Origin of the sequence: Shouchella clausii (assembly GCF_002250115.1) — a bacterium.
In the GTDB taxonomy this organism is placed as follows: Bacteria; Bacillota; Bacilli; order Bacillales; family Bacillaceae_D; genus Shouchella; species Shouchella clausii.
Map to the genome: position 1 here is coordinate 4,268,168 of NZ_CP019985.1, position 21,440 is coordinate 4,289,607.

Annotated in this window: 21 protein-coding genes; 9 read left to right on the plus strand and 12 right to left on the minus strand. The window is 44.5% G+C overall.

Features of this window, described 5'->3' with window-relative positions; all coding sequences use genetic code 11:
• Positions 1-24: 24 nt before the first annotated feature.
• Positions 25-1,446 carry a sodium:solute symporter family protein gene (locus BC8716_RS21005; RefSeq protein WP_094428841.1) on the plus strand — a complete coding sequence of 474 codons (1,422 nt, stop codon included), beginning with the start codon at positions 25-27 and terminating at the stop codon, positions 1,444-1,446.
• A 42-nt stretch (positions 1,447-1,488) separates the two neighbouring features.
• Here the strand turns inward: BC8716_RS21005 and BC8716_RS21010 are convergent, their stop codons facing one another.
• On the minus strand, positions 1,489-2,358 hold the full coding sequence (locus BC8716_RS21010) for an SDR family oxidoreductase (protein ID WP_035204447.1): 870 nt from the start codon (positions 2,356-2,358) through the stop codon (positions 1,489-1,491).
• Between the two features lie 248 nt (positions 2,359-2,606).
• Between BC8716_RS21010 and BC8716_RS21015 the strand changes: the two genes are divergently transcribed.
• Positions 2,607-4,382 (plus strand): right-handed parallel beta-helix repeat-containing protein, encoded by a 1,776-nt coding sequence (locus tag BC8716_RS21015; RefSeq protein ID WP_094428843.1) that lies wholly within the window; start codon positions 2,607-2,609, stop codon positions 4,380-4,382.
• 262 nt (positions 4,383-4,644) lie between these two features.
• On the opposite strand, the gene BC8716_RS21020 is transcribed toward BC8716_RS21015, so the two are convergent.
• From BC8716_RS21020 to BC8716_RS21040, 5 genes are all read right to left on the minus strand, one after another.
• Complete coding sequence (locus BC8716_RS21020; RefSeq protein ID WP_094428845.1) at positions 4,645-5,118, minus strand: DinB family protein; 474 nt, start codon at positions 5,116-5,118, stop codon at positions 4,645-4,647.
• 26 nt (positions 5,119-5,144) lie between these two features.
• A complete protein-coding gene (locus tag BC8716_RS21025; protein ID WP_094428847.1) occupies positions 5,145-5,426 on the minus strand; it encodes a hypothetical protein in 282 nt (93 codons plus the stop codon).
• Between the two features lie 90 nt (positions 5,427-5,516).
• Entirely contained in the window at positions 5,517-6,356 is an 840-nt protein-coding gene (locus tag BC8716_RS21030; RefSeq protein WP_094428849.1) for an ABC transporter permease, read from the minus strand.
• Entirely contained in the window at positions 6,353-7,327 is a 975-nt protein-coding gene (locus tag BC8716_RS21035) for an ATP-binding cassette domain-containing protein (protein ID WP_094429327.1), read from the minus strand. The genes BC8716_RS21030 and BC8716_RS21035 overlap by 4 nt, the downstream gene beginning before the upstream one ends.
• A gap of 386 nt (positions 7,328-7,713) precedes the next feature.
• Positions 7,714-9,195, minus strand: a complete 1,482-nt coding sequence (locus BC8716_RS21040; RefSeq protein WP_094428851.1) for an MDR family MFS transporter — start codon at positions 9,193-9,195, stop codon at positions 7,714-7,716.
• Between the two features lie 186 nt (positions 9,196-9,381).
• Between BC8716_RS21040 and BC8716_RS21045 the strand changes: the two genes are divergently transcribed.
• The 3 genes from BC8716_RS21045 to BC8716_RS21050 all read left to right on the plus strand — a co-directional run bounded on the left by BC8716_RS21045 (position 9,382) and on the right by BC8716_RS21050 (position 10,898).
• The gene (locus BC8716_RS21045; RefSeq protein WP_157730509.1) at positions 9,382-10,272 is read left to right on the plus strand and encodes a TetR/AcrR family transcriptional regulator; all 891 of its coding nucleotides are present in this window, start codon (positions 9,382-9,384) and stop codon (positions 10,270-10,272) included.
• A gap of 137 nt (positions 10,273-10,409) precedes the next feature.
• Entirely contained in the window at positions 10,410-10,586 is a 177-nt protein-coding gene (locus BC8716_RS22415) for a hypothetical protein (protein WP_157730510.1), read from the plus strand.
• Positions 10,587-10,670: 84 nt separating this feature from the next.
• Positions 10,671-10,898: a hypothetical protein gene (locus BC8716_RS21050; RefSeq protein WP_251180040.1), complete on the plus strand. Its 228-nt coding sequence runs from the start codon at positions 10,671-10,673 to the stop codon at positions 10,896-10,898.
• A 103-nt stretch (positions 10,899-11,001) separates the two neighbouring features.
• On the opposite strand, the gene yhbH is transcribed toward BC8716_RS21050, so the two are convergent.
• Complete coding sequence (gene yhbH / locus BC8716_RS21055; protein ID WP_094428855.1) at positions 11,002-12,174, minus strand: sporulation protein YhbH; 1,173 nt, start codon at positions 12,172-12,174, stop codon at positions 11,002-11,004.
• A gap of 337 nt (positions 12,175-12,511) precedes the next feature.
• Here yhbH and BC8716_RS21065 point away from each other — a divergent pair, with 337 nt between their 5' ends.
• The gene (locus tag BC8716_RS21065; protein ID WP_094428859.1) at positions 12,512-13,255 is read left to right on the plus strand and encodes an AAA family ATPase; all 744 of its coding nucleotides are present in this window, start codon (positions 12,512-12,514) and stop codon (positions 13,253-13,255) included.
• Positions 13,256-13,288: 33 nt separating this feature from the next.
• Here BC8716_RS21065 and lepB (BC8716_RS21070) read toward each other — a convergent pair whose 3' ends face one another.
• The 3 genes from lepB (BC8716_RS21070) to BC8716_RS21080 all read right to left on the minus strand — a co-directional run bounded on the left by lepB (BC8716_RS21070) (position 13,289) and on the right by BC8716_RS21080 (position 16,614).
• The gene (gene lepB, locus BC8716_RS21070; protein ID WP_169715982.1) at positions 13,289-13,861 is read right to left on the minus strand and encodes a signal peptidase I; all 573 of its coding nucleotides are present in this window, start codon (positions 13,859-13,861) and stop codon (positions 13,289-13,291) included.
• A gap of 197 nt (positions 13,862-14,058) precedes the next feature.
• A complete protein-coding gene (lepB, locus tag BC8716_RS21075; protein ID WP_094428863.1) occupies positions 14,059-14,625 on the minus strand; it encodes a signal peptidase I in 567 nt (188 codons plus the stop codon).
• A gap of 93 nt (positions 14,626-14,718) precedes the next feature.
• Positions 14,719-16,614 carry a PrkA family serine protein kinase gene (locus BC8716_RS21080; RefSeq protein WP_094428864.1) on the minus strand — a complete coding sequence of 632 codons (1,896 nt, stop codon included), beginning with the start codon at positions 16,612-16,614 and terminating at the stop codon, positions 14,719-14,721.
• A 149-nt stretch (positions 16,615-16,763) separates the two neighbouring features.
• Here BC8716_RS21080 and BC8716_RS21085 point away from each other — a divergent pair, with 149 nt between their 5' ends.
• From BC8716_RS21085 to BC8716_RS21095, 3 genes are all read left to right on the plus strand, one after another.
• Positions 16,764-18,608 (plus strand): transglycosylase domain-containing protein, encoded by a 1,845-nt coding sequence (locus BC8716_RS21085; protein WP_094428866.1) that lies wholly within the window; start codon positions 16,764-16,766, stop codon positions 18,606-18,608.
• Between the two features lie 374 nt (positions 18,609-18,982).
• Positions 18,983-19,297 carry an antibiotic biosynthesis monooxygenase gene (locus BC8716_RS21090; RefSeq protein WP_094428868.1) on the plus strand — a complete coding sequence of 105 codons (315 nt, stop codon included), beginning with the start codon at positions 18,983-18,985 and terminating at the stop codon, positions 19,295-19,297.
• A gap of 37 nt (positions 19,298-19,334) precedes the next feature.
• Positions 19,335-19,892 (plus strand): YufK family protein, encoded by a 558-nt coding sequence (locus BC8716_RS21095; RefSeq protein WP_094428870.1) that lies wholly within the window; start codon positions 19,335-19,337, stop codon positions 19,890-19,892.
• A gap of 42 nt (positions 19,893-19,934) precedes the next feature.
• Here BC8716_RS21095 and trmL read toward each other — a convergent pair whose 3' ends face one another.
• Together trmL and BC8716_RS21105 are read right to left on the minus strand one after the other, a co-directional pair.
• Complete coding sequence (gene trmL / locus BC8716_RS21100) at positions 19,935-20,408, minus strand: tRNA (uridine(34)/cytosine(34)/5-carboxymethylaminomethyluridine(34)-2'-O)-methyltransferase TrmL (protein ID WP_062747677.1); 474 nt, start codon at positions 20,406-20,408, stop codon at positions 19,935-19,937.
• Between the two features lie 114 nt (positions 20,409-20,522).
• Positions 20,523-21,413: an amidase domain-containing protein gene (locus BC8716_RS21105; protein ID WP_094428872.1), complete on the minus strand. Its 891-nt coding sequence runs from the start codon at positions 21,411-21,413 to the stop codon at positions 20,523-20,525.
• Positions 21,414-21,440 lie beyond the last annotated feature (27 nt).

Consider the following 21,440-nt stretch of genomic DNA (forward strand, 5'->3'; position numbering starts at 1 on the left):
TCAATTTTATTAGGAGGGGTTTGTGTGGATGTATCGATTTGGGTAATTGTCGCAAATATGACTGTGCTCTTAGGTGCCATCGTCTTTTCCTTTTATATTAGCAAACGTACTAGGAACAACGAAGGCTGGGCTGTTGGTGGACGGGCTTTGCCTGTCTATGTCGTCATTTTAACACAGTTCGCGACGGCTTCTGGCGGCGGCATGCTTGTTGCTCAAGTTGGGATCGGCTATGCTTTCGGTTGGAGTGTGATCACTTACGGCTTGTTTACAGGAGCGGGAGTCCTTGCCCTTCTGTTTCTTGCGAAATGGTTGCGCAAAAACGATTTTATTAGTCTCCCTGACATTTTCAAAAAAATATATGGCACTCACCCGTTCTTGATCACGACGATCACATTCATGACAATGGTGGTCCCCTTTGGTTGGCTATGTACGCAATTAGTTGCTTTCGGCCGATTGTTTTCAGAATTGACTGGCGTTGAGCCTTGGCTGTTAATGCTTATCTTCACAGTCATTTGCCTTTTATTTATTATCCCAGGAGGACTGGTATCTGTTGCCTGGACAGACTTGATTTTTGGAATTCTCATGCTCGTGATGGCTGTAGTGGCTTCTGTTTATGCGATCACATCAGCCGGCGGTTGGTCAGCGATCGTACAGGCAGTCCCTCAAGAGAATATTGGCATTGAAGGCTTTTGGTCCGTCGGACTTCTAACAGTGCTCTTTTGGTCATTATCGCTCACACCAGGCACAATGACCAATCAAATGTACTTCCAGCGCATTTATGCTGCTGACAGTATGAAGACAGTCGTCATTTCATTGTTATCTACTGCCGCTCTCCTCATTTTGACGAAGTTTTACGCAGCGTTAGTCGGCATGTCCGCCTACACGATGAACCCAAACTTGGATAACCCTGAAAGTGCTGCTGGCATGTTTTTATCCAATATGCCATCCATTTTAATGGTCGCCTATTCTACTTTCATTTGTGCAACCTTGTTGTCGACGGTCACCAGCGCAGTCCAATCCGTCGTCGTTAATATCACCCGTGATATATACCAGTCGTATCTTAATCCGAATGTCAGCGACGGACAGTTGCTCCGGACATCACGTATTTTTTCAGTGTTTGTCATCTTCTTTGCATTTGCTCTTGCGACGTTATATCCACGGGCACTTGACTGGATTGTCGCTTCTTATGCTTATTCAGCTGCCGGTCTGTTTGCTCCACTGTTTATCGGCTTCGCTCTAAAAGACAGACAATTCCTTACTTTCAAAGGAGCGATTGCCGGTATGCTTTTTGGAATCGCAGGCGCAGGCTTGGCCCATTTGCTCGGTACAACCATCCCATACGTTGCTTTCGGCTTACTTGCCTCCACGATTGGTCTGCTCATAGTAAGTGCAGCGACCCGAAACAAGAAAACGGCAGCTGTTGCCCGTAAAGAAACGTCCATTTAACATGCAATGAAAAAGCAGGCTAGGGCAGCCTGCTTTTCTTGGTCATGAACTAATATAATCCCCGCCATTAATATGGATCGCCTGTCCGGTCATGTAGGAAGAGTCGTTTGAAGCGAGGAGTACATAGGCACCGACAAGTTCACTCGGCTGACCTGCTCGTCCCATTGGCGTCGTTGTGCCAAACTCAGACACTTTCTGCTCGTCAAAAGAAGCAGGAATCAACGGCGTCCAGATTGGGCCAGGGGCTACGCTGTTTACGCGAATATGCTTTGAAGCAAGCGCCTGCGCCATTGAACGGGTAAAGGCTGTAATGGCGCCTTTGGTACTCGTATAATCAATCAACGTCACGTTGCCCCGATAGGCATTAATAGAAGACGTATTGATAATAGCGCTACCTGGCTTCAAATAATCAAGCGCTGCTTTCGTATAATACACATATGAATAGAAATTGGTCGCAAATGTACGGTGGAGCTGTTCGGCTGTTAGTTCCCGTAAATCGTTGACTGGATGTTGCTCTGCAGCGTTGTTGACTAAAATATCTAGGCCGCCAAGTTCCGTGACTGTACGTTCAACGCTCTCCTTACAAAACGTTTCATCACTTATGTCGCCTGAAATCGTAATGCACTGGACGCCCTCTTGTTCGACGCGCTGCTTGGTTTGTTCTGCGTCTTCATGCTCATCTAAATAGACGATCGCAATATGGGCGCCTTCTTTAGCATACCCGACTGCCACGGCGCGGCCGATACCCGAATCGCCACCAGTAATAAGCGCTACTTTGCCGCGTAGTTTTCCTGTGCCTTTGTAATCGTCGTCTTCGTAGATCGGGCGCGGTTCCATCACCGCTTCATCCCCTGGTTGCTTGTCTTGTTTTTGCGGCGGAATGCCATTTGCTAAATAATTGTGTAAGTCCATTTTCTCTCTTTCCTCCTCTTCTTCATCATTAGTATTGGTATACCTCAAAAGTTAGGGTATTTAAACATAAGCACTTTTCATCCGTTAAAACACCTGAAATTTTTACTAAAAACTGCATACATACGCGGTGTGATCATGCTAATCTGTCATTATGGTGTACAAAACAGGCCTTTTTCATGCAAAAACAACTCTACTTGGACAGCCTTAAAAAAAAGCGGTATACTCTAGCATAGATTGAGGTGAAAACGGTGAAAACAATCCACGTAACAAGAAAACTTCTTTCCAAGTACAAAACGATTGAAGAAGCGTTGCTTGATGCTAGCGATGGGGATACGATCAAAATAGATCAAGGAACATACCAGGAGTCTGTGACAATTGCCAAGTCTGTTCATTTAGTCGGCCTCGGTGAACCGGAAACAGTTATCATTCAAGCGCCAATGGATATCATCAATAAAGCGTCGGTGTCGATAAAAAACATATCTTTTGCCGAATGCGAAAAAGGGCTAACCGTTAAAAACGGATATGCGCAATTGACTCATTGTCAGTTTACTCGCCTGAAAAAATGGGGGATCCATGTACTTGAGGATGGCCATCTTGATTTAACCGACGCCACGATTCGCCATAGTGGCATCGGCCTATTTGTAGTTGGTCGAGCCCGCGCCGAGTACTGCGCTTTATACAGCCAACGGGGCAGTCAAGTCTGCGTAAGCGGAAACGGCCGGTTTGTAATGAAACACTCGCATATTTACCAAGGAAAGAGCGCGGCGATTTATTTTGACCAGAACAGCCGCAGCTTTGTGGAAAATTGCCAAATCTACGGCCATCATTCTGAAAATATGCAACTTAAATCAACAGGCAACAGCGAAGCCGCTTTAAAAGATTGCCTGATCTATGAAAGCTCTTCTGGAGGGGCACTTGTCCTTGGCGAATCGAAGCTGACATTGAATTCATGTACGTTGACTAATAATGTACCGAGACAAGTAGTCGTTTTAGGCGGGGAAACGATTATCCAAAATAGTTTGTTTGAAACAGGACAAATTGGAGTGGACATTAACGATAACGGTACCGCCCAACTTGAAGCAACGATTCTCACGTCGCACGAAGACGACCATATTCGCGTTGGCGATGGCGCCCTTTACGTGTATCGAAGTACAATTAAATTTGGGCAAAAATCAGGCGTAGTCCTGACGAAAAACGCCTATGCCCATATTGAATCAAGCGATTTGTTCGGCCACATGATGCCACAATTAGCAGTAAGCGAACAAGCACGTGTAAGCCTAAAACATAGCGCTATCTTCTATGGCAAACATTATGGGTTTTGGCTGACGGAACAAGCAAGTGCAGATGTTGGCCACTGCCGCTTTTATGAAAATGAACTGAATCAACTCGTCATTGCAGACAAAAGTGAAGCCGACCTAGAAGACATACAAGTCTTTGATGGAGCGCAAAGCGGCCTTTATATTCATGACCATAGCCATGCGAATGTTGTAAATTCAACTTTTTACCATCATAATGACCTTTATCCGCAAATTTATGTAAGCAGCCATTCAACGATTACAATGAAAGAAAGCAAGCTTTATGACAGTTATGAGAGCGGCATCCGCTTTGACATGGAAGCGAGCGGGCTCCTGGAACATTGCCAGTTTAGCGGCCATTACGAAGCACAAATTGATATCCAACATAGCGCTCCAACGATTCGAGAATGCGTGATCGAAAACGGCGGAACTTGCGCCATTCGCTTGCTCCATGCTGGCGGCTTCATCGAAAATTGTACATTTAGCGGCCATGAACACAATATTGCCATTGGGGGCGAATGCGACACAGACATTATCGGTCAAGAAGCTGACGCATTGCGCCAATACGCCGAAGCATTAAGTGTGACAGAAGAAATGGAAGCACAGCTCTCACAAGCTGAAATGCGGGCAGCACTAGAAAAAGCACAAAAAGACGCAGAGCGTGAAGAGCGGACAGTGGAAATTGTCGGTCTTGTAGAGGAATTGGAAGAACAACTCGGAAAAAAATAATCCTTTAGCAGATAATAGCTAAAAATTGAGGCGCCCTCTACAAGAAGGCGCCTGAGGTTGTCGACAAAGTCGACAAAATCATTCAGACTGATAGAAAACGTTTGTCAGACGAGGAGTGCAGCCGAGGGAAGATGCGAATAGAACGGGGGTTCATGAGCATATGACCGAGGCAAACGACGAAGTATGCGAGCGTTTGTCTACAGTCTGAGGCGCCCTCTACAAGAAGGCGCCTCATTATAGTCCGTTGAACGTATTATTCAGACTAAATCACGGGCTTATCCATTTTCCGTAAAAACGCAATTTGCCCGATATGGTAGGCATTATGCGTTGTTGTATTTGCAATTAACCCCCACCATTCGGCCTCTACCGGATAGCCTTTTACCTTCTCTGACAATTGCTTTTCTGTAATTAAGTCCTGCCAACGCAACAAAATGCCCAGCAGCTCCGTTTGCAAAGTTTGGAAGTTTTTATCTTTGGGGACAAGAAAGCTATCCGCATTCTTTTCAATGCCAGGTACTCTACTTGCGTCCGCTTTTTCATAGCGTGTCTGCCATGTTTGATTCCAGTAGATTAAATGTTGGACAATCTCGGCAATGCTATGACTCGATTTGTCAGGTTTCCAAAACGCCTCTATTTCCGTGATCCCTTTGACAGCTTCTTGGAAAGGGATATACCAGCTGGGGGCATTTGTATTTGCTAATAATTGGTCTAATAATACTGTTTTAGCATCAACCATTTTTCTCAACTCCTCCTATAAATCTTCTAAAAAATCGAATTTGGCAGTTTCCACTGGAACTCCTTTCTTCCTGTATCGCTGTTTATCCGCTCTTTGCCTCCTATTTTATTAAAAGCAAAAGGATACCATACACCTACTATCGCAGAAGTGATATAGGGCGTAAAGTATACTAGGGTTGGCAACGTGTCAATCACTGTAAATTGTGATAAAACGAATGGCAGCCCGCTTCCATACCCGGTATTCGTTTTCCGATGTCCAATGGAAGTATCTTTTACCCAAACTCCCTTATTTTGCTTTTTCTTACTCATAAGGGTACTCTAGTCATGCGAAGTTCTGACGATTATAGGCACGGAAAACAGCAACGACCAGCAAATACCTGACTGCTGGTCGTTTTTGTTTTACTTCTTATTTCGGTACAAATACATCGTAAGCGGAGCAAAAACAGCTGCAATTAAAAACGATACAGCTACTACCCAGCCTACCTGTTCACCCGTCGCCGTTCCATGCATGAAGCCACGAACGGCATCGACTAATAAGGAGATTGGATTGATGTCGACAAAAACTTGGAGCCACGATGGCAACGTTCCTGGATCGACGAAGACATTGCTAACAAAAGTGAGCGGAAACAGCACCATCATGCTGACCATCATGAGCGATTTATCAGAACGCATAATAAGGCCAAGCGTCGTCCAAATCCACGATAAGCTGAAGCAGAAAAGCAAGATCAGCGCAACGGCGGCAATGACGCCAAGCGCTCCCCCTTCTGGACGAAATCCAAGAATAAGGCCAAGTACAATCATGATCACAGATGCCATTGTATAGCGGACTGTATCTACCAGCAACGAGCCGATCAAAGCCGAAGGCAGCCAGATTGGCAACGTTCGGAAACGGTCGAAGATGCCTTTTCGAATATCGTTGTTTAAATCAAGTCCAGTATACATTGTAATTTGCGCGACGGTCATGACAAGAATCCCTGGCAGGAGGAATTGCAAGTATTCATTTGTGGAGCCAGAAATCGCACCGCCAAATAAATAAGTGAACATCAACAGGAAAATAACCGGAAAGACTGTCACATCAAACATTTGTTCAGGAATGTGCTTAATCCGCAGCAGCGCCCTAGTCGCGAATGTCATTGACGCAGCGAGTGGATTCGGGCGAGGCGGGCGCCTGCTTTTGGCAATCGCATCCGCTAATTGCATGCTTTGTTCTTGTTTATTTCCTTCCGTTGCCTCGTTCATTCGCTCCCCTCCTTTTCTTCCTCTGGGGTTTGCACCATTTCACCAGTCAGCGTCAAAAAGACCTCATCTAGACTCGGCTGTCCAAGGGAAAATGTACGGACAGCTATGTTTGCGCTCGCTAATTTTCCTACAGCAGCTGCCGCCACATCTGGATTACCCGTTTGCGCGGTAAGCGACGTCGGGTCTTTTCCAGGATGCACCATGGTGTTCTGATCTTCCGCCAGCAATTGCATCGCCCTTTCCCGATCGCTTGCTTGTTGCAGCGTCAAGTGGAGTGTATTCGTGCCAACCGATGCTTTCAACTCACTGCTTGTGCCTTCAGCAATAATCTTGCCATGGTTGATAACGGCAATCCGGTCCGCCAGCTGGTCAGCTTCCTCCAAATATTGCGTTGTAAGGAGCACTGTCGTACCAGCATCGACCAATGTACGGACAATATCCCACACTTGGTTGCGGCTCCGGGGATCAAGCCCTGTGGTTGGTTCATCAAGAAACAGCAGTTCAGGCGTAACAACAATGCTAGCGGCAATGTCTATGCGGCGACGCATCCCGCCCGAGTAATTTTTCACTTGCCTTTTTGCGGCTTCCTCTAATCCAAATGCATGGAGCAATTCTTCCCCTCGCCGTCTTGCTTGTTTCCGCTTATATCCCATAAGTCGGGCAATCATCGTCAAATTTTCAATGCCAGTTAAATCTTCATCGATGGAAGCATATTGTCCTGTTAAACTGATCCGGCTTCTGACTGCATCTGTGTCTTTGGCGAGGTCATGGCCAAAGATCTTCGCCTCACCACCATCTGGTTTTAAAAGAGTCGCAAGCATGCGGATTGTCGTCGTCTTTCCCGCCCCGTTTGGCCCAAGAAAGCCATAGACCGTTCCTTTTACGACAGACAAATCGACGCCATCAACAGCCCGATGCTTGCCAAACACTTTCACGAGGCCTTTCGCCTCGATCGCCTTTTCTTCTGTCATTTGCACCAACTATATTCAGCCCCCTTTTTTACCAACATTACTCCTATTCAGTCAAACGCTTATTTATGCTCAACGCCCAATCCACAAATGATCACGCCTTGCGCCTGACACTTGGAAAAATACGCCACATCGTGATGAGCGACAGCAAGACCGATGGCGCGCACTTTATTCCGTCATTCAAGTATAGCACCTTGTTCGATGTTACTGAACGGTTTTGTCTGAAATATAAAACAAATGCTGCTAGCAATCATACTTCACTTCGCTGGACTGTTAACGTCGCATGCTCTCCTTTTATTTTCCTAGCTGGCAAGAATGCTGAAATGACCTTCAACAAAGCAAAAATCTCGCCTCGTTTTGCACACGAGGCGAGCCTATTTGTGTTTTCGTTAAGAATGATTTGGAGCCTCCGTCAAGTCCTCTGCTCTTCCTGGCAACTCTTCATTGCTGTCTTCGGCAGGTTTTGCCCGTTTCATGAAAAAGGCTAGTACTAACGCAATGATTGAAACGTACACCGTAACCATAAATGCGTCGTTGATCCCTTCGACCATTGCCTGTTGACCGAGAAGCGCAGGATCAATTGTACCAGCTAGCTCCTCTGCATGGATTCTAGTCTGTGTAGACATAATCGTCACAAGCAACGCGGAACCAACAGCCCCTGCCACTTGGTTTAGCGTATTATTCATCGCAGTTCCGTGTGGATTCATTCGTGCGGGAAGCTGATTTAAACCATTTGTCATGACAGGCATCATCAACATAGACATGCCAAACATCCTAAATGAATACAACATAATCAACTCCGTATAGGAAGTATCAAGAGCCAATGTCGTGAAAAAGTAGGAAGTAACAATCGTAATCAACAGACCGATGACCGCTAAAACGCGCCCGCCAAATTTGTCAAACAAACGTCCGGTGATCGGGGACATCGCTCCCATGATTAAAGCGCCTGGCAGCATGAGCAAGCCTGCATGGAATGGCGAAATGCCGCGGACAGTTTGAATGTAAAGCGGCATGAGCAACATTCCGCCAAACATGCCCATCGTCACTGTAAGCGAAATCGCCGAAGATAAAGCAAACATCGGGTATTTATAAATTCGAAAGTCCAGCATCGGCTTTTCTAATTGGAATTGCCGCGTAATAAACAACACAAGGCCAACCACACCGACGACGATTGTGCCGTACACTTCTAAGCTAGCCCATCCTTTGTCGCCAGCAGCACTAAACCCATACAATATCCCGCCAAAACCGATGCTTGATAAAATAACAGACATCACATCAAGATGTGTATGCACCGATTGTTTATTGTCATACAGTCGAAAAACAGCGAGTAAAAGGGTAACAATCGCGAACGGCAGCATCATATAAAACAATACACGCCATTCATAATGTTCTACAATCCAGCCTGACAACGTCGGGCCAATTGCCGGGGCAAATACCATGACGAGGCCAAAAATGCCCATTGCCGAGCCGCGCTTTTCAACGGGAAACGATGTTAACATTACATTCATTAACAACGGCATCATAATCGCCGATCCTGAAGCTTGAATGACACGCCCTGCCATAAGTACTGGAAAACCGTGGGAGAAACCAGCTAATGCAGTTCCTAAAGTAAACAGTGTCATTGCTGTTAAAAAAAGCCCACGCACGGAAAATTTTTGGATTAAAAACGCTGTAATGGGTATAAGAATCCCATTTACAAGCATATAGCCCGTCGTTAACCATTGAACAGTCGCAGGAGAAATATCAAAGTCTGCCATGATCGACGGCAAAGCCACATTAAGCAACGTATTGTTTAGTAACGCAATAAATGCACCGGCAAGCAGCATCGCAATCATTTTATATGGCGGTTTCGTTGGTGTATGTTCTGTCATTCAATAACCCCCTCTAAACTGTCGGTCCAATATATATACACCAGTTCTACACCAATAACGAGATTTATCATACTCCTTTCCATTCCTCTTTTCAAGCGAAAAAGTTGCGATTTGTTTTTTTTACAAATGTACGGTAGCATTAAAATTGGACGACTGGTTCAGATCATTCAATACGGGGTGACGCAATTGCAGAAACGGAAAGAACATGTCATCGAAACAGCGCTTAACCTATTTTTAAAATCCGGCATCCAAGGGACTTCTATCCAAACGATTATTGACAAAAGCGGGATTTCAAAAGGAACGTTTTATAACTATTTTCAGTCTAAAAATGACCTCCTATACGGAATCATTAAATTGATACACAATAAAGTTTTAGCCAAGCGGAAAGAAATTGAAGATGATCCTACCATTACAGGGATGGAACAATTTACAAAACAAACGATATTGTTTAGCAAGACAAACAAAAAGTACAACCTCTTTCCTTTATTTGAACAAATTTTTTTATCTGACGATCCTTCGTTAAAAAAACTTTTCCAGCAATATTTCTTCCATGAAATTGAATGGATTCAAAAACAGTTTGTTCGCTTGTTTGGCGAAGAAATAAGACCATACAGCTTGGATGGCGCCCTTATTTTTAATGGCATTGTCCATCAATTTATGCGTGTAAAAATGATTTCAAAAAAAGAAGAAGACCAATTTTATGAAAACGTGATTCGCTATGCAGCTGAAAGGGCAGGAGAGTTTTTCTCCACCATGCAGCAAACACCAAAAGCACCTTTATTTACAGAAAGTTTGTTGCGGGATTGGCTTGACCAAAAAGCCACAACACCAATGAAGAATCAACGGCATTTTGAAACAGCGCACAACACTCTTAAGACAGCGATTCTTTCCGCAAACCACGATACGCAAATAGAAAAAGGATTAATCGAGGGGCTGGAATTTATTGAGCATGAATTGAAACAGCAGGAACCACGAACATTTGTAATTGAGAGCATCCTCCTCTCCTTCACAGCGCATGCTTCAGAATGGAAAGAAACATTGCATCACTATAAAAAAGCGCTTGAACCTTTTATGTAACCATTCGCTCAATTGATTGATTTACAGAAAGCGACTAACAGGCATTTAAAGAAAAGGAGAACATTCACGGTTTAATTGAAGTAACGTTTATGGATGTACTCTTTTCTGCTATACTTTTTCAAAAGGAGTAATGCTTAATGACTATCATCATGTTGGTTGCAATTTTTGTTGTGACGTTTGTCGTCGTTTTTTTGCTAAGTGGCTTAATCGACACACTTTTGAAAAACAACCCTAGCATAAAACGGTGGTTCCTCTCATCACTAGCTATTACTGGCATCATCTTTGTGCTCTTTTGGTCTTCAAGTCTCATCTAACGTTGTCCGTCCAACTAAAAACAAACGTTGTAGCAACGAATTCATCACGATCATGCTTAAACGACAAAAATGGGAGGTTTGAATATGAGCAATGATCTACTGAAGCAAATTTTGAATAAGCTAGAAAACATGGAAGCCGAGCAGCAAAGCATGAAAACCCAATTAGATGAGAATACACGACTTACTAGGGCGCTTTATGACAGGCAGGAAGAAACAGATGCGAAGTTAACGTCTCTTGCTGAGGATATGAATTTTATGAAGGGCGAAATGACGACCCTTAAACAAGGGCAAGAGCGGCATGAAAAATTTTAGAGTCGCTAGCCATGCGTTCATTAGAACAAGAGACAGAGCTCCGGGAGTTAAAACGAATAAAATAGGGGCCACTTTCGTTGCAAAAGGAAAAACCCCCTACCCCCTAAACGGGGGCTTCCTCTGCCGATTTTTGAAAGAAAAATTTTAGAGCGTGGTAAACATCGCCTTTTTCTTTTAAAATATAGTGCATAAAACGGGGATCTGTCATGTTTTTGTACGCACTCATTAACGTCGAATGGCGCGAATATTGATTGACTTCCCCGTAGCCAAACAAGTTGGAACGATCCATCAGCTGGTTAACAAGTTTTAAGCAACGGGCGTTATCAGACGTTAGGTTATCACCGTCGGAAAAATGGAATGGGTAAATATTATACGCACGTGGGTTGTATTTTTCGTCAATCAACTCTAGCGCTTTCCTATAAGCGGATGAACAAATGGTCCCCCCGCTTTCTCCCTTTGAAAAGAAATCCTCTTCGCTTACTACTTTCGCTTCTGTATGGTGGGCAATAAATTCGATTTCAACTGTCTCGTATTTTGTACGTAGGAAACGAGTCATCCAAAAGAAAAAACTGCGTGCCATATATTTTTCAAATCGTCCCATTGAACCGCTTGTATCCATCATCGCAATGACAACTGCTTTCGATTCCGGCCGGATCGTTTCCGTCCAAGTTTTAAACCGTAAATCGTCATTGTAAATCGGCATAATGTTCGCTTTGCCATTTAAAGCGTTGCGCTTAATGGCGGCTAAAATCGTACGGCGTTTGTCGACATTTCCCATTAACCCTTTTTTGCGAATATCATTAAATGCGATATCTTCCACTACAAGCTCTTGTTCTTCTTTTTTTTGTAAATTTGGCAATGCAAGCTCAGAAAAAAGCATTTCTTCTAACTCCACGATCGAAACCTCAGCTTCATTATAATCTTCACCTGCTTGGTCGCCTGCGCCTGACCCTTTGCCAGCGCCCGCCTGTTTGTCGCCATTTGGGTCACGAGCAACGACATCGCCGATTTTGCTGTCGCCTTTCCCTTGGCCAACATGTTGGTTTTTGTCATAGTTATAACGGATTTTGTATTCATCTAACGAGCGGATCGGAATTTTGATCACGTCTTTTCCATTGGACATCACAATGTTTTCTTCACTAACTAAGTCAGGCAAGTTTTTTTTGATGGCGTCCCGTACTTTTTCTTGGTGTCGACGTTGGTCTTGGAACCCTTTTCGATGGAGGGACCAGTTTTCCTGGGAGATCGTGAACTGCCGGCCGTTGTCTTTTTCCATACCTTCCCTCCTCAGTAAGGTTTGTTTACGTTTATCGATTGAAAGTGGAACGTTTCTAGTTGATTGTGCATATCATAAACTGGTGCAAAATATTGTTGCATGGCTACTTTTCTTATCCTATGTAAGACAAGAGCAAGAGTTGCCAAGAAATTTTTATTGGACAAGCCAAACCGCGCCATGGTAACGATGAAAAGGCTAACTGATTCCACGCATTTCGTATGTACGCGTTTTTGCAAAGGCATCGGTTTTCCATCGCTAATTTCTATGCAAACATAAATCCAGACTCCCATATTTCGTACATTTTTTGCTACACTAATGTAAAAAGCAGGGAGAGCCTATGATACCTAGACATATGTACATTACACAGTTGCACTACGACAAGCCTGCTAATGGGCAACATCTTGGCTTTCCTCATACCCTTCCATTCCTGCAAGGCTTTGATAGTCTTTCTTTTAAAAAACCTGTCACCATTTTTGTCGGCGAAAACGGAACAGGCAAGTCAACGTTGATTGAAACACTGGCAGCGTTAATGGAGTTAAACCTTGAAGGCGGCTCAAAAAACCACCGCTTTGAAACAGAAGCAAGCCATTCCTCTCTCTACCAATATTGCCGCTTAACTAGGGGGGCTTATCGCCCACGCGATGCTTACTTTTACCGGGCAGAGACGTTTTATAATTTGGCTACAGATATGGATCAATTTGCAGAAGGAGAAGGAGTGTTATCACAAAAACTATTTGGCCGCAATTTACATACATTTTCTCGCGGTGAGGCAATGACAACGCTAATGAACGATCGCTTTTTCGGCAATGGCTTTTATTTGATGGACGAGCCAGAAACTGGGCTGTCTGTAAACTCCCAGCTTCAAATCCTCCTTGCCATCAAGGAACGGATCGCTAAAAACTCGCAATTTATTTTCGCGACCCATTCGCCGATTTTGATATTGTATCCAGGAGCGCAAGTGTTTCAACTAAGCGAAGGCGGCATTGAGGAAATCGCTGCGGAAGAGACGCAGCTTTTTAACGATTGGCGCATGATTATGGAACGTAACTCCTATTTTATTCACCAACTTTTTTCTGACTGAATGCAAAAACGAGTGCTGTTTAGCACTCGTTTTTCAATCCATAAAGCCAAATTCAGACACCGGCCAGAACCGCAATCCGACTTTGCCGATGATTTCATCTTCATTAACCGGGCCAATGACACGGCTGTCTAAGCTAGCAGGGCGGTTGTCACCCATTACAAAGACATGGTTCTCTGGGACGGTTTCTTCAAATGAGTAATCTTCCGTATACGCGGGCCCTGAATAAGCAGCTTTTGCTTCTTCTAAATAAGGCTCTTCGACTTGCTCGCCATTAATGTAAAGGATGTCGTCCTCAAATCGAATGGTATCGCCTGGTAAGCCAATCACCCGTTTGATATAGCTATCTTCCTCCGTCGCGTGGAACACAATGAGATCAAACCGCTCAGGCTCGCCAAATTGGTAACTTAATTTATTTACAATAAAACGCTCACCATCATGAGCAGTCGGCACCATTGAGACGCCGCGAACTTCAAAGCTGGTCATCACAAATGTCCGGACTACAAACGCAAGAATTAGCGCAATTGCAATCGCCTTTACCCAGCCCCAAAACTCTGATTTCTTTTCCGCTTCTGCCACTGCTGTTCCTCGCTTTCGTCTTCCATTCATGAGCATCCTGCTCGCCTTTTTATTAACGTATCATTAATTCAAAAAAAGAACAAGAAATCCTCCACGAGGCGAAGGGAAGATTTCCTACCTACTGGCCCACATAAGAGAGATTTTTCAATTTGATGCATAGTTTGTTATCGAGCGATCCCTCTAGAAGCACGGCGTTGTTTTTGATCGAAGGCTTCCACTTCGCTGACTTATTGTACGTCAAATTCAGGCAGCGGCCAGAACCGCAATCCGACTTTGCCGATAATTTTATCTTCGCTAACTGGGCCAATAGTGCGGCTGTCTAAGCTAGTAGGGCGGTTATCACCCATTACAAACACATGGTTTTCTGGGACAGCCTCTTCAAATGAGTAATCTTCCGTATACACAGGCCCTGAATAAGCAGCTTTTGCTTCTTGCAAATAAGGTTCTTCGATTTGTTCGCCATTAATGTAAAGAATGTCGTTCTCAAACCGAATCGTATCGCCTGGTAAGCCAATCACCCGTTTGATGTAGCGGTCTTCTTCCGTTGCTTGGAACACAATGAGATCAAACCGTTCCGGCTCGCCGAATTGATAACTCCATTTATCGATAATAAAATGTTCACCGTCATGAGCAGTCGGCACCATTGAGGCGCCTTGAACCTCAAAACGTTCAATCACAAATGTCCGGATTCCAACCGCAAGAATAAAGGCAATGGCAATCGTCTTTACCCAACCCCAAAACTCTGAATTTCTTTTTGCGTCCGCCACTTCTGCTCCTCGCCTTCCGTCTTCCATTCGCGAGCATCCTGCCCGTGTTTTTATTAACGTAGCATTAAATCAAAAAAAGGACAAGAAGTCCTCCACGAGGCGATGCGGAGGATTTCTTGCCTACCGGTTCAAAAGTGAGCCAACATAGCGGAGTAATTCGTTAGCTGAAACAGAGTTATAGCCATGTTCATCAATGAGTCTTGCGATGACGTCATTCATTTTTTTCAACTGTGATTCATCTGGCGTTTTCACAGAAGTCGTGATTTTTACAATATCTTTTAAATCGGCGAATAGCTTTTTCTGGATCGCTTCACGCAACCGTTCATGGGAGTTGTAGTCGAATTTCTTCCCTTTTCGGGCATAGGCAGATATGCGAATTAAAATCTCCTCACGAAATGCTTTTTTGGCATTTTCGGATATGCCGATTTGTTCTTCAATTGAACGCATCAGCTTTTCGTCTGGCGACATTTCTTCCCCTGTAAGAGGGTCGCGGAGTTTGTTTTTGTTGCAATAAGCTTCCACATTGTCAAGGTAATTGTCCATTAGTGTCTTCGCTGATTCATCGTAAGAATAGACAAATGCTTTTTGTACTTCCTCTTTGGCAATCATATCGTACTCTTTGCGGGCAATCGTAATGTAGTCGATATAGCGCTCTTTGTCTTCCTTAGAAATCGAAGCATGGGCGTCAAGCCCTTCCTTAATAGAACGGAGCACATCCAACGCGGAAATCGATGTTAATTGCTTGCGGATAATCGCTGACGAAATTCGGTTGATCACATAACGGGGGTCGATCCCGCTCATGCCCTCGTCAGGAAACTCGGCCTGCAATTCTTTTACATCCTGGTTGTTGTATCCTTCAACCGCTTCCCCGTCATAGAGCTTCATTTTTTTCACTAAGTCAATTCCCGCCTTGTGGGGCTCTTTTAAACGAGTTAAAATCGTAAAGATAGCTGCTACCTTCAAAGCATGGGGGGCAATATGGACATGAGCTAAGTCGCTTTCAGCGATCATTTTTTTGTAAATCCGTTCTTCCTCCGAAACTTTTAAATTGTAGGGGATTTTCATGACGATGATTCTTGAATGGAGTGCCTCATTTTTTTTGTTGGAGATAAACGATTTGTACTCTGATTCGTTTGTATGAGCTAGTATGAGTTCATCGGCCGAAATGAGCGCAAACCGCCCTGCTTTAAAATTGCCTTCTTGTGTCAACGACAGCAAATGCCATAGAAATTTTTCATCGCATTTCAGCATTTCTTGAAATTCCATCATACCGCGGTTTGCCTTGTTTAACTCCCCATCAAAGCGGTATGCACGCGGATCGGATTCAGACCCAAATTCAGCAATAGTCGAGAAGTCGATGCTCCCTGTTAAGTCGGCAATGTCTTGGGACTTTGGATCTGACGGCGAAAAGGTGCCAATCCCGGTGCGTTTGTCTTCTGAGAAAAACACCCTTTCCACTAAGACATCTTCAATTCGCCCTCCGTATTCCTCCTCTAGCCGCATCATATTTAAAGGCGACAAATTGCCTTCAATTTTTATGCCATACTCCTCTTCAAAGTCTTTGCGTAAATGCAGCGGAATCAAATGGAGAGGGTCCTCATTCATCGGGCATCCCTTGATGGCATAAACGGCGCCTCTGTCGGTGCGTGAATAGTTCTCAAGGCCGCGCTTCAACATCGTTACGAGCGTCGATTTCCCGCCGCTAACTGGCCCCATTAACAACAAAATCCGCTTGCGGACATCGAGTCGTTTCGCGGCCGAATGAAAATACTCCTCTACCAGCTTTTCGAGCGCTTCCTCCAGCCCATATATAGAATCTTTAAAGAAGGAATACACTTTTTTTCCGTTTTTTTCTTCTACGCCAGCGTCTTTTATCATATTGTACACGCGTGAGTGGGCTGTTTGAGTGACCCATGGCTTTTCCTTAATTAACGCTAAATAATCGGCAAACGTCCCTTCCCACTTTAAGCGTTCTTCTTCTTCTCGGTATTGTTCAATTTTTTTTAGAATATCCAATGCGTATACCTCCGTCCTCGTGTAAGCGAGATTACTTAACGTTATGCCGAATGACGCATGAACATGCTACTTTTTCGAAATTGAATCTCTGTCCGTCCCAACAAAACAGTGGTATACTAAACCCATATTAATAGAAAGCGAGTTTTGTCATGAAAACAGGGACAGGCTGGATATTAATTGCGGTTTTAGCCTTATCAACCGTTTTTTTATTTTCCAACGTAACCGCAGAAATCACAAACGTACAATCAGTGAGACAAATAGTCAATGAACACATTGACCGCGACGCCCTCTACTTGTCTTCTAACAGTACAATTGTCGATGCCAATGGCCGAACGTTTGCGGAATTAAATAACGGAACGAACCGAGTTTATTTGCCTTATAGCGATATTCCAGAAACAGTCATTCACGCTTTTATCGCCACTGAGGACAAGCGTTTTTTTGAGCATCACGGCTTCGATGCAACAGGCATTGCCAGAGCTTTTCTTGCGAATGCTAGCGAAGGCGGCATTGACCAAGGAGCAAGCACCATTACCCAGCAAATGGTACGCAATATCTTTTTAGACCATTCCCGTACATATGAGCGAAAAGTGAGTGAACTGCTTTATGCCTATGAGCTGGAACAACAGTACTCTAAGGAAGAAATTCTTGAGCTTTATTTAAATTCCATTTACTTCGGCAACGGCGCTTATGGCGTTGAGGCAGCGGCGCAGCTTTATTTCAGCGAAACAACGAACCAGTTGTCCCTTGCGCAAATCGCGTTTTTGACAGCCATTCCGAATAATCCAACTTATTATGATCCTTTTAAAGACGAAGCGACCCATACCCATGAACGGAAACAATGGGTTTTGCAAAAAATGGAAGAGGAAGGGTTTATTACGTCTGCTGAGCATAACGAAGCATTGGAAGAATCGATCGTCTTGCACCGTTCCCAGCTTAAAAACGAATTTCCTGATTACAGCGATTTTATTTTAGCTGAATTTAAAATGCTTATCCGCCAACAAGAAAATATGGAGGAAGCGCCTAGCGAGGAAGTGGAAGCGCGCGTTAACGAACTGCTGAAACAAGGGGTGACGATTGAAACAGCGCTTGATCCAGATCGGCAACAGCGGCTAGTCGACAGCGTGGTGCGAGAATTGCCAGACAACGCACAAGGAGCTGCGATGGTGATTGATAATGACGAACGGACGATTGTCGCTATCAGTAACGGAAGAGGCTACGAAAAGGGCAATCTCATGTACGCGACACAGTCGTTTCGCCACCATGGGTCCGCCTTTAAGCCATTGATCGACTATGTGCCTTATTTAGAAGAAACAGGCGCTCCGCTAACCGCTACTTTTAACGGCAATCCATCGCCTAACTGTGATCAAAACAGCAGCAAACAAACGGTTGGCTGTGTGAATAACTACAATCATGCTATGCCTGGCGTTGTCACAATGCGAGAAGCATTCAAGCATTCCTACAATGTCCCGGCGGAATACATGCTGGCACAAGTCGGCGTCGAAAAAGCGCTATCTTACTTAGAGCCTTTCTCTTTTAGCAAACTTAATGACGAGGAGCGCGGCCTCGCTCTTGCTTTAGGCACCGTCGATGTCTCTGTTTATGAGATGGCCCAAGCTTATTCCACTTTTGCACACGACGGCAAATTTGCCCCAGCACATGGCATCGTGCGCGTCGTTGATGAACACGGGGAAACGCTCTATCAATGGGACGATGTGGAAGAAGTACTTGTCTGGTCAAAGGAAACGAATGACAAAATGCGGACGTTGCTGGCGGATGTAATTGCTTCAGGGACAGGCAAAGGAATTACGTTGGGGCAAAGTGGCTACATCGGCGGAAAGACAGGAACGAGCAGTCAATACCGCGACCTTGCCTTTTCTGGACTAACCGACAAATACACGGCTTCGGTATGGGTAGGAAGGGATGAAGGTTTCGTAGAAGACTTGTCGCCAAGACGACCAGCAATGAATATTTGGGAAACGGCCGTGCGCGAGTAGCCTGACCATCAATGGGAACGAAGGCAAACGGACGTATAGAGGATTGATGACATACAAAAAACCGGTTCCCGACTTACGACTAAAGACAAGCGCCCTATTTAGTCTAGTATGGCAGGTTGCTGACCGCCTCATCGGGTCTTCCGGTTTTTCGTAACGGGCTATTGTTTATGAGGGTTGTCCTCATAGCCTCCAGCAAAAATTGAAATTAAAAAGACGACACAAACGCTCATCATCAAAAACGTTCTCATTTTTCCTACTCCTCCTCGCAGGGGCTCGGCTGATTCCATTTCATTATAGCGAATCTGCTCACACTTGAAAAGCATTCCAGTAAACTTTCTAAAACGTTTTCACTTAAAGAAAAGGGGTTTTTCACTATGTATGTTGTCATGAATGAATTGCATGTACCACCAGAAAGAAAAGCAGTGCTGACTGAACGGTTTCGTCAATCAGCAGAGCGCATGGCAGAAGTGCCAGGTTGTTTAGAGTTTTTGTTTCTCTCAAACATTGAAGAAACTGGAAAACAAATTGTTTTTACAAAATGGGCATCGAAGCAAGACTATGAAAATTGGCTTTCCAGCCCTGCTTTCGCTAACGCTCATTCTGGCAAACCAAAGCAAGAAAAGCCTGCCGCTTCTGCTAATGAGCTTTTTGCCTATGAAGTTGCCCACCATTTTTGCAAAGGCGACTAAAACGCCATGATCAACATTTTGTGTTAAGGAGACGACCATGACAAATCGGTATTTAACCGGACATCTTCCATTAATTAGCATATTGCTTTTTAGTTTAGCGTTATCGCTATTTGGCCAATCCTTTGCCATTGGCTGGCTTGAAAATAATGGCATTCTTTCTAGCATGACAGAGTTGATCCGGGAAAACGAAATCCGCCTTGGGGTCACGATTCTGTTTTTACTGGCCTTTTTTATGCTATTTTCGGCTTTAAAATTGATTGCCGATACAGTGTTTTCACTGTCATTGCTGTTTTTTTCAAAAGATGAAGAAGGCGCGCTTTGGCAAAAGGTACAAGGAGGCGCCTGGATTTTTCTTGGGGCAAGCATCCTATCCCTGGCTGCCGTAAAAATGATCTTTGTCATTTTGTTACTGTTTGTTGCCGCTGCCTTTAGCTATTTGTTGTTTGCCATTTACCGAATTGCCGACTCTTTGACGATTCCTGGCTTAATTGGTTTTGTTTGTTTTCAGCTTTTGTTTTGGGCCGCGTTTTTAATTACCATCATTTATTTCGCTATCCGCCTTTATAATTCATTTGTCGCCAGCCTTCCTCTATAATAGCACGAACAAGCTCGCACACAGCAACGAGGCGAGCTTGTTTTATTGGACGTTTGGAAATCCTTGCTGCCTTAGTGCTTCATACAGAACAATTGCAGCTGTATTGGATAAATTAAGGGAGCGGATCAAATCGGTTTGCGGAATGCGGAGACAGCGTTCAGTGTTTGCCTCGGTCAGATGGTTAGGCAAGCCTGTCGTTTCCTTGCCAAAGACAAAAAAATGGTCAACCTCTGTGTTACGAAAATCAAAGTCCGTATAAGGTTTAGAGCCAACTGTCTCAATATAATAGAAAAGCCCTTCTGGATAAGTTGCAAACAGTTCTTCGATCGAATCATAATAGTGAATCGTCACATTAGGCCAATAATCACAGCCAGCCCGTTTCAACATCCGATCTTCAGTTGAAAACCCGAGCGGGCGTATTAAATGGAGCGTCGCATTGGTTCCTGCGCATGTGCGGGCAATGTTTCCTGTATTTGCCGGAATTTCAGGTTGGTATAGGACAATATGTAAACTCATGAAAAGCACCTCGGTCTTTACTCAAATACCGCCATTATAGCATGTATCGCATCCTTTTCCTAGTTTTCTTTGCCGTCCCCTAATACAATACAAGTTGCCACAGTTTAAAGCCTTTTAGTCAACGACAATGCGGAAAAATTTATATTGGATATCTGGTGTATAAGCAGGTGAGTTTTGGTAAGTCCAATAACGCATGCGGCTATTGACTGTTTGTGCATTGACAAGGGGTTCATTGCGCAAATCTTTCGCTACAACAATCGCTGTATGGTCCCACCTCCCCGACCCATCAAAGTCATAGCAAATGACATCCCCAGGCAACAATTGGCTTGCTCGTTGTTTTTCCTCGCCACGGAGTCCCTTTTGGGCGCCGCTTAAATACCAGCGAAAAGAATGGGCAACAGACCAGCTTAAACTCATCGATTGGCTGTTTTCATACCACCAACCGTGGTGTGTGTTGCCTTTAGCGGTCATTGGCGCGCCTCCAGCATACAGGCATTGCGAAATAAAATTGGTGCAATTGTCTTCAAAGCGCTTAAATGCGGGGTTATAATCATTCCACCACCTTTCCGCATATCGGACTGCATCACGGCGGTTGTACTCACGGTGCTTTTGACTTTGCTCGTCTCGAGCCCCCGCGCCTTCATTCAGTGCGTCTTGCACTGGTCCTTGAAGCAGACGGACATCGGCACGTAGCCTCCCTTCCGTAAAGGTTGCCCTACGTTTAAACACCCTTTCTTCCATATAGCTGCCTTCATCTTGAACAATTAACCGTTCAAGCAAAATGGCGTAATCGACTTGCGTCACTTGTTCATGGGTGCGTACCGAAATGATGTCTCCTGTTGCTTGAGAACGGACGACTTCTGCCCCCCTTTTTTCCATCTCTTTCCGCTCTTGTTCAATCGCTTTTTTTTCATCCTCGTCAAAGATGGACGCATTTCCCCTTACATACGCTTGGTTCATTTTCTCTACACGGTCATGAATTGCTTTTACGAGTTTTTTTTTCATCGCCATCCTCCTCTCTTCCAATCATAT

Coding starts and splice junctions, on each gene's coding strand:
- BC8716_RS21085 (WP_094428866.1), top strand. CDS start 16,764: ATGAAAACAGGGACAGGCTGGATATTAATTGCGGTTTTAGCCTTATCA.
- BC8716_RS21010 (WP_035204447.1), bottom strand. CDS start 2,358: ATGGACTTACACAATTATTTAGCAAATGGCATTCCGCCGCAAAAACAA.
- lepB (WP_094428863.1), bottom strand. CDS start 14,625: ATGGAAGACGGAAGGCGAGGAGCAGAAGTGGCGGACGCAAAAAGAAAT.
- BC8716_RS21025 (WP_094428847.1), bottom strand. CDS start 5,426: ATGAGTAAGAAAAAGCAAAATAAGGGAGTTTGGGTAAAAGATACTTCC.
- BC8716_RS21035 (WP_094429327.1), bottom strand. CDS start 7,327: ATGACAGAAGAAAAGGCGATCGAGGCGAAAGGCCTCGTGAAAGTGTTT.
- yhbH (WP_094428855.1), bottom strand. CDS start 12,174: ATGGAAAAAGACAACGGCCGGCAGTTCACGATCTCCCAGGAAAACTGG.
- BC8716_RS21065 (WP_094428859.1), top strand. CDS start 12,512: ATGATACCTAGACATATGTACATTACACAGTTGCACTACGACAAGCCT.
- trmL (WP_062747677.1), bottom strand. CDS start 20,408: ATGAGTTTACATATTGTCCTATACCAACCTGAAATTCCGGCAAATACA.
- BC8716_RS22415 (WP_157730510.1), top strand. CDS start 10,410: ATGACTATCATCATGTTGGTTGCAATTTTTGTTGTGACGTTTGTCGTC.
- BC8716_RS21030 (WP_094428849.1), bottom strand. CDS start 6,356: ATGAACGAGGCAACGGAAGGAAATAAACAAGAACAAAGCATGCAATTA.
- BC8716_RS21105 (WP_094428872.1), bottom strand. CDS start 21,413: ATGAAAAAAAAACTCGTAAAAGCAATTCATGACCGTGTAGAGAAAATG.
- BC8716_RS21050 (WP_251180040.1), top strand. CDS start 10,671: ATGAGCAATGATCTACTGAAGCAAATTTTGAATAAGCTAGAAAACATG.
- BC8716_RS21020 (WP_094428845.1), bottom strand. CDS start 5,118: ATGGTTGATGCTAAAACAGTATTATTAGACCAATTATTAGCAAATACA.
- lepB (WP_169715982.1), bottom strand. CDS start 13,861: ATGAATGGAAGACGAAAGCGAGGAACAGCAGTGGCAGAAGCGGAAAAG.
- BC8716_RS21095 (WP_094428870.1), top strand. CDS start 19,335: ATGACAAATCGGTATTTAACCGGACATCTTCCATTAATTAGCATATTG.
- BC8716_RS21040 (WP_094428851.1), bottom strand. CDS start 9,195: ATGACAGAACATACACCAACGAAACCGCCATATAAAATGATTGCGATG.
- BC8716_RS21090 (WP_094428868.1), top strand. CDS start 18,983: ATGTATGTTGTCATGAATGAATTGCATGTACCACCAGAAAGAAAAGCA.